This window comes from Candidatus Rhodobacter oscarellae, assembly GCF_001078595.1.
Taxonomy (GTDB): Bacteria; Pseudomonadota; Alphaproteobacteria; order Rhodobacterales; family Rhodobacteraceae; genus Rhodobacter_B; species Rhodobacter_B oscarellae.
In genome coordinates this window covers 948868-960926 of record NZ_LFTY01000001.1, presented here as the reverse complement: position 1 = coordinate 960926, position 12059 = coordinate 948868, and the positions used below count along the sequence as shown (strand labels likewise).

Genomic DNA, 12059 nt, shown 5'->3' with positions numbered 1-12059 from the left:
TCTTTACACCGCACCATCAAAGATGGCGCTCGCCCCTGAGCGGCACTTGGCGCACATTCTGTGGTGCGCTCCCTCGCTCATGAATTGGTCGCTGCACGTCATGCACTGGCGGCGCTTACGGCGCGCCTGACGCTCCAGCGTGTCGAGCTTGTTCTCGGCCTGGGCGATTGGCCCAGGCCCCCACACCTCGATGCCATCCTTGATCACCACGGCCTGGCTACCGAAACGCTCGATCTCGAAGGCGGGCGCACTCATGAGGTCACCTCGCGGGATTGTACCGCCACGGCCTCAAGGGTTTCGCGATAGGCGTCCTGGGCGAGGGTATTGATGCCCGCCACTAGCGCATCGCTATTGGCGGCTGCGCCAGCTATGGCGAGCGCATCGCCATAGGCTTTGGCCAGAACACAGGCCACCTCTGCGGCACTTGCGGTGCGGCCCAAGCCGCTTTCCAGATACCGCGCCGCCATCATGTGCGCCTCGAAAGCCGCATTATCATTGAGCTTGGCATCCATCATCCGCACTCCCGCTCAAACGCTTCACGCATCAGGATGTTGGAAAGCTCGGCGAGCTGGTTGCCCGCAAAGCGCAGCACCGCCGCCGCGTCTGGGTCTGTGACCTTCATCATCAGAGCCAGCGCAAAGTTGGCTTTCTCTTTGTCTGACAGGCCCTTAAGGGCCTCCTCAGCCGTCGCGCGCTGAGCGCACTCAAATTGCTTTTGTTGGGCTAGGTGGGTCATCCAACGACCCCCACCACTCGCGGTAAAATGCCAAAGTTTCCATCAGCATAGTAATCCTTGGCCTTTGCCCGCAGAGCCATGCCTTTGCCATTTAAGACGCTCGCCGCATAGATCGCGCCCTCGGCAACCGATGGGTTTTCAAGTGATTTTGCTACCGCGATGATAACGTGTAGCTTTTCCTGATCGGACAAGCCGCCACTGGGTGATGTGAGGCTGTCGATCCAGCCCTGCTGATCCGCAATCATCTTGCGGCGGGCGGCAAGCTCTTTTCTGGTGAGGTCCATCATGCCGCCACCTCAGCCGCATGACGCTCAATCCGCGCCTTATAGCTCAACGCCACCACATCACGCCCAGCGGCGTCGATGATCTGATTGAGCAACGCTTGCCCTTTATCGCCTCCAGACTGGCCGTAGGTGGCCATGCGCGCCGTGCTTGTGTGGATGTTGTTTTGCTTACACCAAGCCTCAAAACTGGTGCCTGCTGATCGGAACGCTCCCACGATTACCTCATGTAGAACCGCTCCGGGCTGGAACATTTTATTTTTTACTGACATATTCCCTCTCGATGCTGCCTTGCGCTGTGTCGTTGCAATGCCAATCTATCTTTTATGGGTAATTATTCAACCCATATTCGGTAGATTTTTAGAGAGATGGTATAAATGGCTGACTTTACTTCCAAAATTCGCCACATAAGGGAGACGCTCAAGCTCTCTCGGCGAGCTCTAAGTGAGCTACTTGATGTTCCTGAGGGTAAAATTCAGAAAATAGAGATAGGCGATCAACGGGCGGATCATGAGTTTCTATCTCATCTGGGTAAAACCGTTGGGGCTGATATCAACTGGCTCCTCGATAGCGATGGCGAAATCGTTGAAGGATTTTTTCCAGCAACATTTCACGATCACGCGGAACTTACAGAAAAGGCATCCAAGGGAATTATTCCCTCTCAAGCCGTTGGACCCAGTGTTGATGCCGATTTTGTCCCTATACCTCGCTTCTTAGTAGATGCGGCGGCGGGCGATGGCGCTTTGGTGGATGAAGAAACCCAGACCGGATTTTATGCGTTCAATCGATCCTGGCTGACCAGGAGAAAACTTGCGCCTGATAACCTGGCGGTCATATCTGTGCGGGGCGATAGCATGGAGCCCAAGCTATCGGATGGTGACTTGATCCTGGTAGATCAAGCCCAAGTAGAGATCGCCGATGGCATCACTTACGTGATCCGGCTCGGCAATGATCTTTTGGTCAAGTACGTTCAACGCATTTCACCAGATGCCGTGTCACTCCTCAGTGAAAACAACCGTTACCCGCCGCGCGAGATCAGTTTGGCGACAATCGGCGAAGATACCGCGATCATCGGGCGGGTGGTCGCATCGATGCATGAGTGGTGATCATTGATGCCGCGTTTGGTGAGTTGCGGCATCAAGCGGCGCTATTCCAAAATAAACCGTGCCGCTTTTTCCAATCGGCCAATTTTGCCCGAGTTTGTCGGATCGCCCATAAACAAAGGCCTTTCAGAAATGAGCCCTTTCACCCATTCCAATTTAGACCGTGCTCACCATTCCAATTCATTCCGATCCCCCCCACTGGCCCCCCAATTGGTCGGATTTCGCGCATGCGAAATTCGAAACCGCTACCTGATCAGGTTGGGACGAATGCGCATCTTTGCCCGCCGCTCCGCCGGCAGGTGCCGGTTCAGGCGCCTGTTCACCAGCCCGAAGAGCCCGATCACCGCAAGCGTCAGCAGAATGAAGTAGAAGGCCAGGATCGGGTAGGGCACGAACGGGTTGAACGTCTTGTCCGCGAAGAACCGCGCGTAATAGAGCGCGTCGCCCTGCTGCTTCCAGGTGGGGAACCCGCTGAAGAAAACCAGCGTGGTGGCGTGGAACAGGAATATCGCCTCGTTGGTATAGGCGGGCCAGGCCAGCCGCAGCGTGGTTGGCCAGATGATGCGCCGGAACCGCCGCCAGCCGCTAAAGCCATAGGCGTCGGCGGCCTCGACCTCGCCGCGCGGGACCGAGCGCAGCGCGCCAAAGAAGATCTCGCCCGAATAGGCGGCGGTGTTGAGGATCAAGACCAAAAGCGCGCCCGCCTGCGCCGCCGTCAGCCAAGGCATCACACCCGCCTGCTTGAGCCGCAGGAAGATGAAATAGGCCAGGAAGAACTGGATGAACAAGGGCGAGCCCCGGAACACCAGCACGAACCACTCCGAGGGCTTGCGCAGCCATAGCCGGTCCGAGGCCTTGCCCAGCGCCACCGCGTTGGCGATGAAGAAGCCCGCGATCAATGCCAGCGCGCCGAAATAGATGTTCCAGATCATCCCGGACCCAATCAGGGTGAAATGCTGGCAGAGGTCATACCCCTCGCGCGGCAGCAGGCGTTCCCCGATCCCGATGGCGCGCAGCCCGTAGTCCTGGATGGTCTGCCAGCAGCTCATGCCCGGCGCCTTTGAAACAGGCGGCGCGCGCGGGAAGGCGTTTGCGATGCAAACGCGGGCGTCGCTTGGAATTGGGGTGCGGGATGCTTGCTCATGTCGCGCCCATGGTGGCTTGACCGCGGCTCAGCCGTCGCATCAGGCGCTCCAGCACGAATTCCGACAGCTTGGTGAAGGCCAGGTAGAACACCAACAGCCCAAGGAAGTACCACAGCCGCCAGTCACCATGCGGGTAGTCGGTGAACCTTGGCTGCCTGGAGCTGCCAAGTTCGCGCGCCCAATAGACGATGTCCTCCACCCCCAGCAGGAACAGCAAGGGCGTGGCCTTGATCAAGAGCATCCATAGGTTGCTCAGCCCCGGCAGCGCATAGATCCACATCTGCGGCACCAGGATCCGCCAGAAGGCCTGGCGGCGGGACATGCCGTAGGCCTCTGCCGTCTCAATCTGGCCGCGCGGCACGGCGCGCATTGCACCGAATAGGACATTGGCGGCGAAGGCGCCGTAGACGATCGCAAAGGTCACAATCGCCAGGCCGAACCCGTAAAGCTCGTGCACCCATTGCGGTGCGGTGCCCAAGGGCAGCTTGGCCGCGGCGCAGACCACAAAGTCGTTGCCCTGCCGGACCGGCTCGGTCCAGCTGGGGCACAGCACGCGGTGCCGCACCCATTCGAACGCCTGGTCCAAGGCGATCACGAAGAACATAAAGAAGGCGATGTCTGGCACGCCGCGCACAATCGCGGTGTAGCCCTTGCCGAACCAGCGCAGCGGCGCGATCTGACTGCGCGCGGCGACCGCCCCGCCAAACCCGAACGCCAAGGCCAGCGGCGCCGTAATCGCCAAGAGCACCAGCACCGTCACAAAGGACCAATAAAGCCCCATATGCTTGCCCGTGGTCAGGTAGCAGGCCAGCCAATTCGCCTGGCCGAGCGTGTCTGGATCAGTGCAAAAGCTGAACATGGATGGTGTACGCGTCCCCTTGGGGATAACACCAATCGCAACGGTGACGGGCTGTCAATCCGATTGACCGCTTTACCAGGTCAATCCGATTGACCGCTTTACCAAGTCAATCCGATTGACGGATTTGCGGCCGCTCAAGCGTCCGGCCGATCTCAAAGCACCGCTCCAGCAGTGCCAGGCGGCGCGCCTCTGATCCGGTTGATCCGCACAGCAGCTCTAGCCGGCGCGGCGCGAAGCCGAAATAGCCGAACGTGCCCTGTGTACAGGAGGTCTCGAGCGCGGTTTGGTATCCCGCATCCTTGATCTCATCCGACCGCCCGCCCGCTGGGACCAACAGCACGCCGGAGCGGGGGCGTTGCAGCGAGCCCTCGGGGTCGTCCAACTGATCATAGGCCCATCCCCAGGACCAAACGCGGTCCACCCAGCCCTTGGTCATCGCGGGCATGCCCCACCAGAACAACGGAAAGACCAGGCAGATCGCGTCCGCGCGGTCGATCCTGTCGCGCTCGCGGGCGACATCTGGCGGGGTCTCTCCGGTGGCCTCGCCGCGGATATCCGCCAGGGTCCAGCGCGGATCGAACCCCTCGGCGTTTAGATCAGCCAACTCGGTCGTGTGACCAGCGGCGCGCGCACCCGCCATGAAACGTTCCGCCGCGGCAGCGCTGAAGGAGTTTGGATCGGGATGATCGAGGACGGTCAAGACATGCATGGGTGAGCTCCAAGGGGACAATGCGGGCCAGTTTGCAAACTCAACCTTGGTTTAGGTCAAGGGGCTATTTTCGGGCCCAAGGGGCTGAGGATAAGCTCGTCGTCCTTCGCCGCGGCCATTGCCCAGGCAATGGGCAGGTGCGTACCCTTTGTGCCCGCGATCACATCCTCGCCGCGCTGGGGCGGGGGCCAGCTATCGGCCCTCTCAAACCCGGCCAAACCGGCCCTGCAGGGGGCGAAAGTTTTGGTCCCGTTCTGAAACCCCGCGACGGCGATGCGCATCGGTTTGGTCCAGCTTCTGAGGCGGTGCGAACCTGGCGGTTTCCTAACAGAAGGTTAATGCAGCGCGCGCAGTTTACCCCCTCCCTACCGCCCTTTATCTTTTGGCGATTCGGTGAAGGTTTCTTTAATCTCAGCAATCCCGTGTCATTTTAAGGGTCCGTTGCCGTTGCCGTTGCCGCTGCCGTTGCCGCTGCCGTTGCCGCTGCCGTTGTCGTTGAAGTTGCCGTTGCCTTTGCGGATGCGGTTGCCGCAGGCGGGAGCGCAAGAGCGCCCGATGTGCGCCAAATCTTCAGGCAAGCGAATGGATACTCAAGATACGAAAAGAGCCGCCCGAAGGCGGCTCTTAGGTTTGGGTGTGGCAGAACGCCTTAGAACGTCTCGCCGATCTCCCACTTGGTGATCAGCGCGTTCAGCGAACCGTCGGCCTTCATCGACGCGATGGCCGCATTGAACTTCTCGCGCAGCTCGCCGTCGCTTTCGCGGATGCCCATGCCGACGCCGCCGCCGATCATCTCCTCTTGCTCTAGGAACATGAGGTCGGCGTCATCCTCGGCGAAGGGCGTGAGGAACGACTTGTCGGCCAGCACCGCGTCGGCCTCGCCGCTTTTGACTGCCTGGATCGTCTCTTCCGGCGTGGGGTACTCGACCAGGGTCATGCCCATCTCGGAGATAAACGCCGCCTGGATGGTGTTGGACTGCGCCGCGATCACGCCGCCCTTGACGTCCACATCCATCGAGCTTGCCAGATAAGACGAGGGGTCAGGCAATGTGTAGTTCGAGGTGAAGTCGATCACCTCGTCGCGCGCGTCGGTGATCGACATGCCCGCGATGATGGTGTCGTAGTTGCCGCTGACGAGGTTGGGGATGATCGAATCCCAGTCGTTCACGACCCATTCGCAGGTCAGCTCGGCGCGCGCGCAAAGCTCGTCGCCCAGCTCGCGCTCGAAGCCGGCGACCTCGCCGTCGTCGTTGAGGAAGTTCCACGGAGGGTAGGCGCCCTCGGTGCCCATGCGGACCACGGAATGCCCGTCGGCCAGGATCATCCCGGCGGACAGCGCCAGGGCGGCGGTGGTGAGGATTAGGTTTTTCATCTGTTGGGTCTCCCTGATTGGTACTTGTTGTGTTTATGCCGCCTGCACGTGGCTAAGGAACTGCCGCAGGCGGTCGGTTTTTGGGGCGCCGAACAGCGTGTCCGGCCTGCCCTCTTCTTCGATACGGCCCTGGTGCAGGAACATCACGTGGTCGCTGACGTCCCGCGCCAAGGCCATGTCATGGGTTACGATTAGCATGGTGCGGCCCTCTTCGGCGAGCGCCTTGATGACCCTCACCACCTCCTGCTCAAGCTCGGGGTCCAGCGCGCTGGTGGGCTCGTCGAACAGCAAGGCGCGGGGCTCCATGCAAAGCGCGCGAGCGATGGCGGCGCGCTGCTGCTGGCCGCCGGACAGCTCCGCCGGGTAGGCGTCGCATTTGTCGCCGATGCCCACCTTGGCCAGGTAGTCGCGGGCCCGGGCCTCGACCTCTGCGCGGTCGCGGCCCAGCACGGTCACCGGGGCCTCCATCACGTTCTGCAGGATCGTCATATGGGCCCACAGGTTGAACTGCTGGAACACCATCGACAGGTTGGTGCGGATGCGTGTGACCTGCGCCTTGTCGGCGGGATGGCGCGACAGGCCCGCGCCGCGCCAGCTGATCGGCTCGCCCTCAAACAGGATCTCGCCGTCCTGGCTATCCTCTAGCAGGTTCGCGCAGCGCAGCAGGGTGGACTTGCCGGAGCCCGAGGACCCGATGAGCGAAAGCACATGCCCCTTGGGCGCTGTCATGTCGATGCCCTTGAGCACCTCCAGATTGCCGAAGCTCTTGTGCAGGTTCCGGATCTCGATGACCGGGGCGTCGTTTGCTGTCACGTGTGTCCGCGTCTTGGCTGTTGCAGTTTTTCAGTAGCACGGAACACCGGTGCGAATGCAATGTTTATTCGTTTGGGGGGTCCGGGACCGGCATGTCGAGATAGGCACTGCGCGCCAGCCGGGTGATGCCGGTGAGGCCTAGAAGCGCGCGGTCGTCCTCGGCCATCGCGATGATCGCTTGCTCGATTGCGCCGTACACGACCTCAGCGTCGACGCCGCGCGCGCAGATATAGGGCAAAGCCGGCGTTGGCGACGTATGGGTGACCTCGCGCAGGGTGCGCGCCCAGGGCTCCCACCTGCGGATCATGCGCCAGGTTACGGCGTCGATGGCGGCCAGGTCGGCGCGGGCCTCTGCCACCGCCTTGGCGGAGTACACATGCGCACCGGTCAGTGTCGGGGCCGCCAGGGTCGTGCCGGTGGCTTCGGCCCAGTCCAGCAATGCCGACCAGCCGCTTTGCGAGCGGGCCTCGTTCACCGCCGGGGTGGCGCCAGAGAAATCCGCGCGCGGGTCGTCCTCGCGAGCGACGATGGTGCTGTAGTAATGCCCCGCGGGGCAGTCCAGCGCGTGCATGGGCGTGCCCACCAGGTTCACCTGGTCATGCAGCTTCCAGCGGTAGGGCAGGCCGCAGGTTTGCGCCAGCACCAGGTCGTCGCGCAGCCACAGATCCCAGAGGGCGATGTCGCGCGCCAAGGCGTCCGGGGCGGCGATGCCGCAATCTTGGAGGGCGCTCCGTGCAAGGTCCCAGAGCCGATCATTTGCAGCCGCCGTCTCGGGGCGGTCATACATCGGCAGCCCGGCGATCACCCTGCGCGGGCCTCGACCCGCTTGCGCGCCATGTTGCTGTCGAGGTCGTTGACGCCCAGCAGGCTGGCCACCAGGCGCAGCATGGCGTTCTCTTCGTCGTCGCGGATGCCGTCGGCCAGCACGACCTCCCACAGCGCCTCGATCACGCCCAGCCGCTCTTCATAGGCGACATGGTCCTTGATCGCGCGGGTAAAGCGCACGGTGTCGGGGGCCTCGCCCTCCAGCGCCTCGCCCTCGGCGCGCAGCTTGGGCGCATCGAACGGGCCGAGGCCATAGCGCTTGGCGAGGATGCGATCTATCAGCCCGGCCTCTTCCTGGGCGTAATGCCCATCGGTGCGGGCCACGCGCACCAAGAGCGCGGCCATCGCAAGCCGGGCATCGGTTGAGGGCAAAGGTTGATTGTCGGGCTGCGTGAGCCGCTTGAGAAGATCACCGAACATGACCGGTCACATAAGCACTCTTGCGGGGAGCTAAAAGATCCATCGGCGCAAAGCGAAGCTCTTTTTAGCCCCGGGTCAGCCGGTCGGACATGTCCCGTAAGGCCTGAATATCCTCGTCGCTCATATGCTCGGTGGCGTGATGCAGCTGGTTCACGATGGACTCAAGTTCGTCAATCTCGACGTCCAGGAAGTCCCTGTCGGACCGGGCGAACCCGCCAAATGACCTTATATTGCTTGAGGATAAGGCAACCATGACGCCATGCGTCATGCCGAACCGGGACGCTTGCCCCATCACATCCTTGGGGTCGTCCTCTGCCAGCTCGCGCCAGCGAATTGTGCCGTTGTTCTGAAACCCCCATTGCACAACCGGGTCGTGATACAGCAGACCTTTCGCGTTGTAGATCTCCAACCACTTCCGCGGATAGGTTTGGATCATGAAACGCGGCGCCGTAAACGCAATGTGCAGGCCCAGCGCCATTCCGGCGGGCGCCATTTTGTCGAGGGCCGTTATCAGGCCCGCGATTTCGTCGCGATTGTTCATTATCGAGAATTCAATTCTCATTATGGTTGCATTGAACTCGTGAACTGGCGTACAGGTACAGTGATCGCATACAGCTCATCTCGCGCTGAACGAGAGGATGGTATAGAATTTGATGAATACGGGCAACTCCACCTTTTGTAAGGTTTTTTCGGAACTCGCATGTACTGGCTACTATGTCGCTTTGCGGGTGGGATTTGCCTATCCATCAGAAGAGCATAATGCACTGCCTAAGGAATGGGTGGCGACGTATACTCGGAGGGGCTTGATGATCAAAGACCCCGTTATTCAGTGGGTCTACGCCAATGACGGCGCCGCACGGTGGAGCGAAATCGAGGATACTGATTCGCACGGGGTGTTGGCCTTGGCGCGCAATCATGGGCTGAACTACGGCGCGGCCATCAGTCTGTGTGAGGATCAAAGGTCCGGACAGCGCAGCTATGGTTCCTTCGCGCGCAGCGACCGCGAGTTTACCGACTGTGAGCTCGCTGATTTGTCGTCTCGGCTGATGCACCTTCACATCGAGAGACGCCCTCCCGAAAACCTGACGAAAGCCGAGCTTGAGGCTCTTAAGATGGTCAAGGATGGCCTCTTAATGAAAGAAGTCGCTAACTTGCTTGGCGTTACAGAGGGTGCTGTGAAGCAGCGTTTGAAAAGCGCAAAGTCGAAACTGGGCGCCAAAACGGGCACTCACGCGGCAACAAGAGCAACCACTTTTGGGCTGATCTGACCTCCGGGCAATTGCTATTTCGCGTATTAAGCGAGTTCTAATGCCAGTTTTTGATTAACAAGGCGTCCCGTTGTGGCATTTAATCGGCCCCAGAAAAAGGGGACTGCACAATGCACTACGTCACATTTGGCTTACCGCAACTCCATGAGTATGGGCCGGCGTTCTTCGACTACTTAAAGCTGAGGAAACAGTTTTTTGTTGATCAACTTAACTGGCCCATCGTTCACAACCGCAACGTTGAGATGGATGAGTATGACAACCCAGAGACTCAATACTCTCTCGTGCTGAAGGAGGGTAAGGTGATCGGTGGCGCACGGTGTATCGCCACCAACACCAAATGGGGGAATCAGACTTATATGGTTGCCGATGCCTTCCAAGGTCAGATGTCCGATATCCCGTGCCAGAACATGCCCGGGGCCAAGGTGTCACCCCATGTTTGGGAATGCAGCCGGCTGGTAATCTCGGATGATTTGACCGACCGCGCCGAGCGGATGGAATGCCTGCACGAGATCATCGAGGGTTGTATCAATATCACCAACCGCAACGGCGCTGGCGAGCTGATGGCGCTATCCTCTGTTGCGATGCTGCGTGCGTTGCGACAGCTGGGGTATGGCGTCCAGCGCCTTGCTGACCCTTACCGCGATCGCGACGACGGGCGCCTTTATTGCGTCATGAGCATGCCTGCAGTTAGCACGCAACAGTTGATCGCCGCAGAGTAGGGCGAAGAGATCTGGACAAGGAAACCACCCAATGCGGCTAGACGAGGCGCGACATTTCCTTTGCCGCGCGTACAAAATCCGCAAACAGTGGGTGAGGGTCGAAGGGCTTAGACTTAAGCTCGGGGTGGAATTGCACACCTATGAACCAGGGGTGGTCGGCCCATTCCACGATCTCCGGCAGCTTGCCGTCGGGGGACATGCCAGAGAACTTTAGCCCCTGCTCTTCCAAGGCTTCGCGATACTTGATGTCCACCTCGTAGCGGTGGCGGTGACGCTCGTCGATGGCGAGGTTGCCGTAGATCTCGGCCACGCGCGAGCCCTCGCTGAGCGCGGCGTTATACGCGCCCAGCCGCATGGTGCCGCCCTTGGCGTCGCCGACCTTGCGCTCGACCTTGTGGTTGCCCTGCACCCATTCCTTGAGGTGATAGACCACCGGCGTAAAGCGCTTGCCGCCCGCCTCGTGGTCGAACTCCTCGCTGCCGGCGTCCTTCAGCCCGCCGAGGTTCCGCGCGGCCTCGATCACCGCCATTTGCATGCCCAGACAGATGCCCAGATAGGGCACCTTGTGGGTGCGGGCGAACTCGGCGGCCTTGATCTTGCCCTCTGTGCCGCGCTCGCCGAAGCCGCCGGGCACCAGGATCGCCTGGTAGGGCTCTAGATGCCCCGCGGCGTCCTCTTTCTCGAAGATCTCGGCGTCGATCCAATCGGCCTTGACCCTTACCCGGTTGGCCATGCCACCGTGGGTCAGGGCCTCGGCGATGGACTTATAGGCGTCCTCCAGCTGGGTGTACTTGCCGACGATGGCCACGCGCACCTCGCCCTCGGCGTTGTGGATGCGGTCCTCGACATCCACCCAGCGGGTCAGGTCCGGCTGCGGCGCGGGGCTGATCTGGAACGCGTCCAGCACCGCCTGGTCCAGCCCGACCTTGTGATAGGCCATGGGCGCCTCGTAGATCGACTTGAGGTCATAGGCCGGGATCACGTCCTCTTTGCGGACGTTGCAGAACAGCGCGATCTTGCTGCGCTCTTTGTCGGGGATCTCCACCTCGGAGCGGCAGACCAGGATGTCGGGCTGCAGCCCGATCGAGCGCAGCTCCTTCACCGAGTGCTGTGTTGGCTTGGTCTTCAGTTCGCCGCTGGCCGCCAGATAGGGCAGCAGCGTCAGATGCATGAAGATGCACTGCCCGCGGCCCTTGTCTTGGCTGAACTGGCGGATCGCCTCGAAAAACGGCAGGCCCTCGATGTCGCCGACCGTGCCGCCGATTTCGCACAGCATGAAATCGACCTCGTCCTCGCCGACGTCGATCCACTCTTTGATCTCGTTGGTTACATGCGGGATCACCTGGATCGTTTTGCCCAGGTAGTCGCCGCGGCGCTCTTTCTCGAGCACGTTGGAATAGATCCGGCCCGAGCTAACGGAATCGGTGTTGCGCGCGGCCACGCCGGTGAAGCGCTCGTAATGGCCCAGATCCAGGTCGGTCTCGGCGCCGTCATCGGTGACGAACACCTCGCCATGCTCGAACGGGCTCATCGTGCCGGGATCGACATTCAGATAGGGATCAAGCTTGCGCAGCCGGACCTTAAAGCCGCGGGCCTGCAGCAAGGCACCCAAGGCAGCAGAGGCGAGGCCTTTTCCAAGGCTCGATACCACACCACCAGTAATGAAAACAAAGCGCGCCATTGGGTCGCGATCCCCCGTGAAGTTCGTTGTTATTGTTGCGATTCGGTCAAGCGAATCCGCAGCATCCACGGGATTCAACGTATATCCCAGATCAGCCGGATGCGCAAGTTAGACGCAAGATGAAGTGG

General features: G+C 60.8%; 19 protein-coding genes. 3 read left to right on the top strand and 16 right to left on the bottom strand.

The genetic code is table 11. The features are described 5' to 3' along the window. Window positions 1-3: 3 nt before the first annotated feature. Genes AIOL_RS04655 through AIOL_RS04635 form a run of 5 tightly spaced genes read right to left on the bottom strand, consistent with a single transcriptional unit; the run spans window position 4 to window position 1289 of the window. Window positions 4-255, bottom strand: coding sequence for a hypothetical protein (locus tag AIOL_RS04655; RefSeq protein WP_049641796.1), 252 nt, complete (start codon window positions 253-255; stop codon window positions 4-6). Beyond that, the gene (locus AIOL_RS04650) at window positions 252-515 is read right to left on the bottom strand and encodes a hypothetical protein (RefSeq protein ID WP_049641795.1); all 264 of its coding nucleotides are present in this window, start codon (window positions 513-515) and stop codon (window positions 252-254) included. The genes AIOL_RS04655 and AIOL_RS04650 overlap by 4 nt, the downstream gene beginning before the upstream one ends. After that, window positions 512-736: a hypothetical protein gene (locus tag AIOL_RS04645; protein WP_049641794.1), complete on the bottom strand. Its 225-nt coding sequence runs from the start codon at window positions 734-736 to the stop codon at window positions 512-514. Before AIOL_RS04645 ends, AIOL_RS04650 begins: the two co-directional genes overlap by 4 nt. After that, entirely contained in the window at window positions 733-1023 is a 291-nt protein-coding gene (locus AIOL_RS04640) for a hypothetical protein (RefSeq protein ID WP_049641793.1), read from the bottom strand. Before AIOL_RS04640 ends, AIOL_RS04645 begins: the two co-directional genes overlap by 4 nt. Beyond that, the gene (locus AIOL_RS04635) at window positions 1020-1289 is read right to left on the bottom strand and encodes a hypothetical protein (protein WP_049641792.1); all 270 of its coding nucleotides are present in this window, start codon (window positions 1287-1289) and stop codon (window positions 1020-1022) included. The genes AIOL_RS04640 and AIOL_RS04635 overlap by 4 nt, the downstream gene beginning before the upstream one ends. 105 nt (window positions 1290-1394) lie before the next feature. Between AIOL_RS04635 and AIOL_RS04630 the strand changes: the two genes are divergently transcribed. Next, the gene (locus AIOL_RS04630; protein WP_049641791.1) at window positions 1395-2123 is read left to right on the top strand and encodes an XRE family transcriptional regulator; all 729 of its coding nucleotides are present in this window, start codon (window positions 1395-1397) and stop codon (window positions 2121-2123) included. A 242-nt stretch (window positions 2124-2365) separates the two neighbouring features. On the opposite strand, the gene AIOL_RS04625 is transcribed toward AIOL_RS04630, so the two are convergent. The 10 genes from AIOL_RS04625 to AIOL_RS23910 all read right to left on the bottom strand — a co-directional run bounded on the left by AIOL_RS04625 (window position 2366) and on the right by AIOL_RS23910 (window position 8804). After that, complete coding sequence (locus AIOL_RS04625) at window positions 2366-3169, bottom strand: ABC transporter permease (protein WP_049641790.1); 804 nt, start codon at window positions 3167-3169, stop codon at window positions 2366-2368. A gap of 91 nt (window positions 3170-3260) precedes the next feature. Continuing rightward, window positions 3261-4124, bottom strand: a complete 864-nt coding sequence (locus tag AIOL_RS04620; RefSeq protein ID WP_049641789.1) for an ABC transporter permease — start codon at window positions 4122-4124, stop codon at window positions 3261-3263. 106 nt (window positions 4125-4230) lie between these two features. Beyond that, the gene (locus tag AIOL_RS23915) at window positions 4231-4833 is read right to left on the bottom strand and encodes an NAD(P)H-dependent oxidoreductase (RefSeq protein WP_053101188.1); all 603 of its coding nucleotides are present in this window, start codon (window positions 4831-4833) and stop codon (window positions 4231-4233) included. 56 nt (window positions 4834-4889) lie between these two features. Next, on the bottom strand, window positions 4890-5114 hold the full coding sequence (locus AIOL_RS04610; RefSeq protein ID WP_049641788.1) for a M81 family metallopeptidase: 225 nt from the start codon (window positions 5112-5114) through the stop codon (window positions 4890-4892). Between the two features lie 144 nt (window positions 5115-5258). Then, a complete protein-coding gene (locus tag AIOL_RS25405; RefSeq protein ID WP_160314406.1) occupies window positions 5259-5411 on the bottom strand; it encodes a hypothetical protein in 153 nt (50 codons plus the stop codon). A gap of 71 nt (window positions 5412-5482) precedes the next feature. Continuing rightward, on the bottom strand, window positions 5483-6205 hold the full coding sequence (locus tag AIOL_RS04605; protein WP_049641787.1) for a transporter substrate-binding domain-containing protein: 723 nt from the start codon (window positions 6203-6205) through the stop codon (window positions 5483-5485). Between the two features lie 33 nt (window positions 6206-6238). Further along, window positions 6239-7018 (bottom strand): ABC transporter ATP-binding protein, encoded by a 780-nt coding sequence (locus AIOL_RS04600; RefSeq protein ID WP_049641786.1) that lies wholly within the window; start codon window positions 7016-7018, stop codon window positions 6239-6241. 64 nt (window positions 7019-7082) lie between these two features. Further along, window positions 7083-7823 carry a phosphate/phosphite/phosphonate ABC transporter substrate-binding protein gene (locus tag AIOL_RS04595; RefSeq protein WP_049641785.1) on the bottom strand — a complete coding sequence of 247 codons (741 nt, stop codon included), beginning with the start codon at window positions 7821-7823 and terminating at the stop codon, window positions 7083-7085. Next, window positions 7820-8263: a tellurite resistance TerB family protein gene (locus tag AIOL_RS04590; protein ID WP_049641784.1), complete on the bottom strand. Its 444-nt coding sequence runs from the start codon at window positions 8261-8263 to the stop codon at window positions 7820-7822. The genes AIOL_RS04595 and AIOL_RS04590 overlap by 4 nt, the downstream gene beginning before the upstream one ends. 64 nt (window positions 8264-8327) lie before the next feature. Beyond that, window positions 8328-8804, bottom strand: a complete 477-nt coding sequence (locus tag AIOL_RS23910; RefSeq protein ID WP_053101186.1) for an autoinducer binding domain-containing protein — start codon at window positions 8802-8804, stop codon at window positions 8328-8330. A gap of 187 nt (window positions 8805-8991) precedes the next feature. Here AIOL_RS23910 and AIOL_RS04580 point away from each other — a divergent pair, with 187 nt between their 5' ends. After that, a complete protein-coding gene (locus tag AIOL_RS04580; protein WP_326973079.1) occupies window positions 8992-9531 on the top strand; it encodes a helix-turn-helix transcriptional regulator in 540 nt (179 codons plus the stop codon). 110 nt (window positions 9532-9641) lie between these two features. Further along, entirely contained in the window at window positions 9642-10250 is a 609-nt protein-coding gene (locus tag AIOL_RS04575) for an acyl-homoserine-lactone synthase (protein ID WP_053101184.1), read from the top strand. A gap of 37 nt (window positions 10251-10287) precedes the next feature. Here the strand turns inward: AIOL_RS04575 and AIOL_RS04570 are convergent, their stop codons facing one another. Beyond that, window positions 10288-11931, bottom strand: coding sequence for a CTP synthase (locus AIOL_RS04570; RefSeq protein ID WP_049641782.1), 1644 nt, complete (start codon window positions 11929-11931; stop codon window positions 10288-10290). Window positions 11932-12059 lie beyond the last annotated feature (128 nt).

What these genes read in the sequence shown, in the direction of transcription:
- AIOL_RS04655 (WP_049641796.1), bottom strand. Translation starts at nt 255, where the DNA reads ATGAGTGCGCCCGCCTTCGAGATCGAGCGTTTCGGTAGCCAGGCCGTG.
- AIOL_RS04650 (WP_049641795.1), bottom strand. Translation starts at nt 515, where the DNA reads ATGATGGATGCCAAGCTCAATGATAATGCGGCTTTCGAGGCGCACATG.
- AIOL_RS04645 (WP_049641794.1), bottom strand. Translation starts at nt 736, where the DNA reads ATGACCCACCTAGCCCAACAAAAGCAATTTGAGTGCGCTCAGCGCGCG.
- AIOL_RS04640 (WP_049641793.1), bottom strand. Translation starts at nt 1,023, where the DNA reads ATGATGGACCTCACCAGAAAAGAGCTTGCCGCCCGCCGCAAGATGATT.
- AIOL_RS04635 (WP_049641792.1), bottom strand. Translation starts at nt 1,289, where the DNA reads ATGTCAGTAAAAAATAAAATGTTCCAGCCCGGAGCGGTTCTACATGAG.
- AIOL_RS04630 (WP_049641791.1), top strand. Translation starts at nt 1,395, where the DNA reads ATGGCTGACTTTACTTCCAAAATTCGCCACATAAGGGAGACGCTCAAG.
- AIOL_RS04625 (WP_049641790.1), bottom strand. Translation starts at nt 3,169, where the DNA reads ATGAGCTGCTGGCAGACCATCCAGGACTACGGGCTGCGCGCCATCGGG.
- AIOL_RS04620 (WP_049641789.1), bottom strand. Translation starts at nt 4,124, where the DNA reads ATGTTCAGCTTTTGCACTGATCCAGACACGCTCGGCCAGGCGAATTGG.
- AIOL_RS23915 (WP_053101188.1), bottom strand. Translation starts at nt 4,833, where the DNA reads ATGCATGTCTTGACCGTCCTCGATCATCCCGATCCAAACTCCTTCAGC.
- AIOL_RS04610 (WP_049641788.1), bottom strand. Translation starts at nt 5,114, where the DNA reads ATGCGCATCGCCGTCGCGGGGTTTCAGAACGGGACCAAAACTTTCGCC.
- AIOL_RS04605 (WP_049641787.1), bottom strand. Translation starts at nt 6,205, where the DNA reads ATGAAAAACCTAATCCTCACCACCGCCGCCCTGGCGCTGTCCGCCGGG.
- AIOL_RS04590 (WP_049641784.1), bottom strand. Translation starts at nt 8,263, where the DNA reads ATGTTCGGTGATCTTCTCAAGCGGCTCACGCAGCCCGACAATCAACCT.
- AIOL_RS23910 (WP_053101186.1), bottom strand. Translation starts at nt 8,804, where the DNA reads ATGAACAATCGCGACGAAATCGCGGGCCTGATAACGGCCCTCGACAAA.
- AIOL_RS04575 (WP_053101184.1), top strand. Translation starts at nt 9,642, where the DNA reads ATGCACTACGTCACATTTGGCTTACCGCAACTCCATGAGTATGGGCCG.
- AIOL_RS04570 (WP_049641782.1), bottom strand. Translation starts at nt 11,931, where the DNA reads ATGGCGCGCTTTGTTTTCATTACTGGTGGTGTGGTATCGAGCCTTGGA.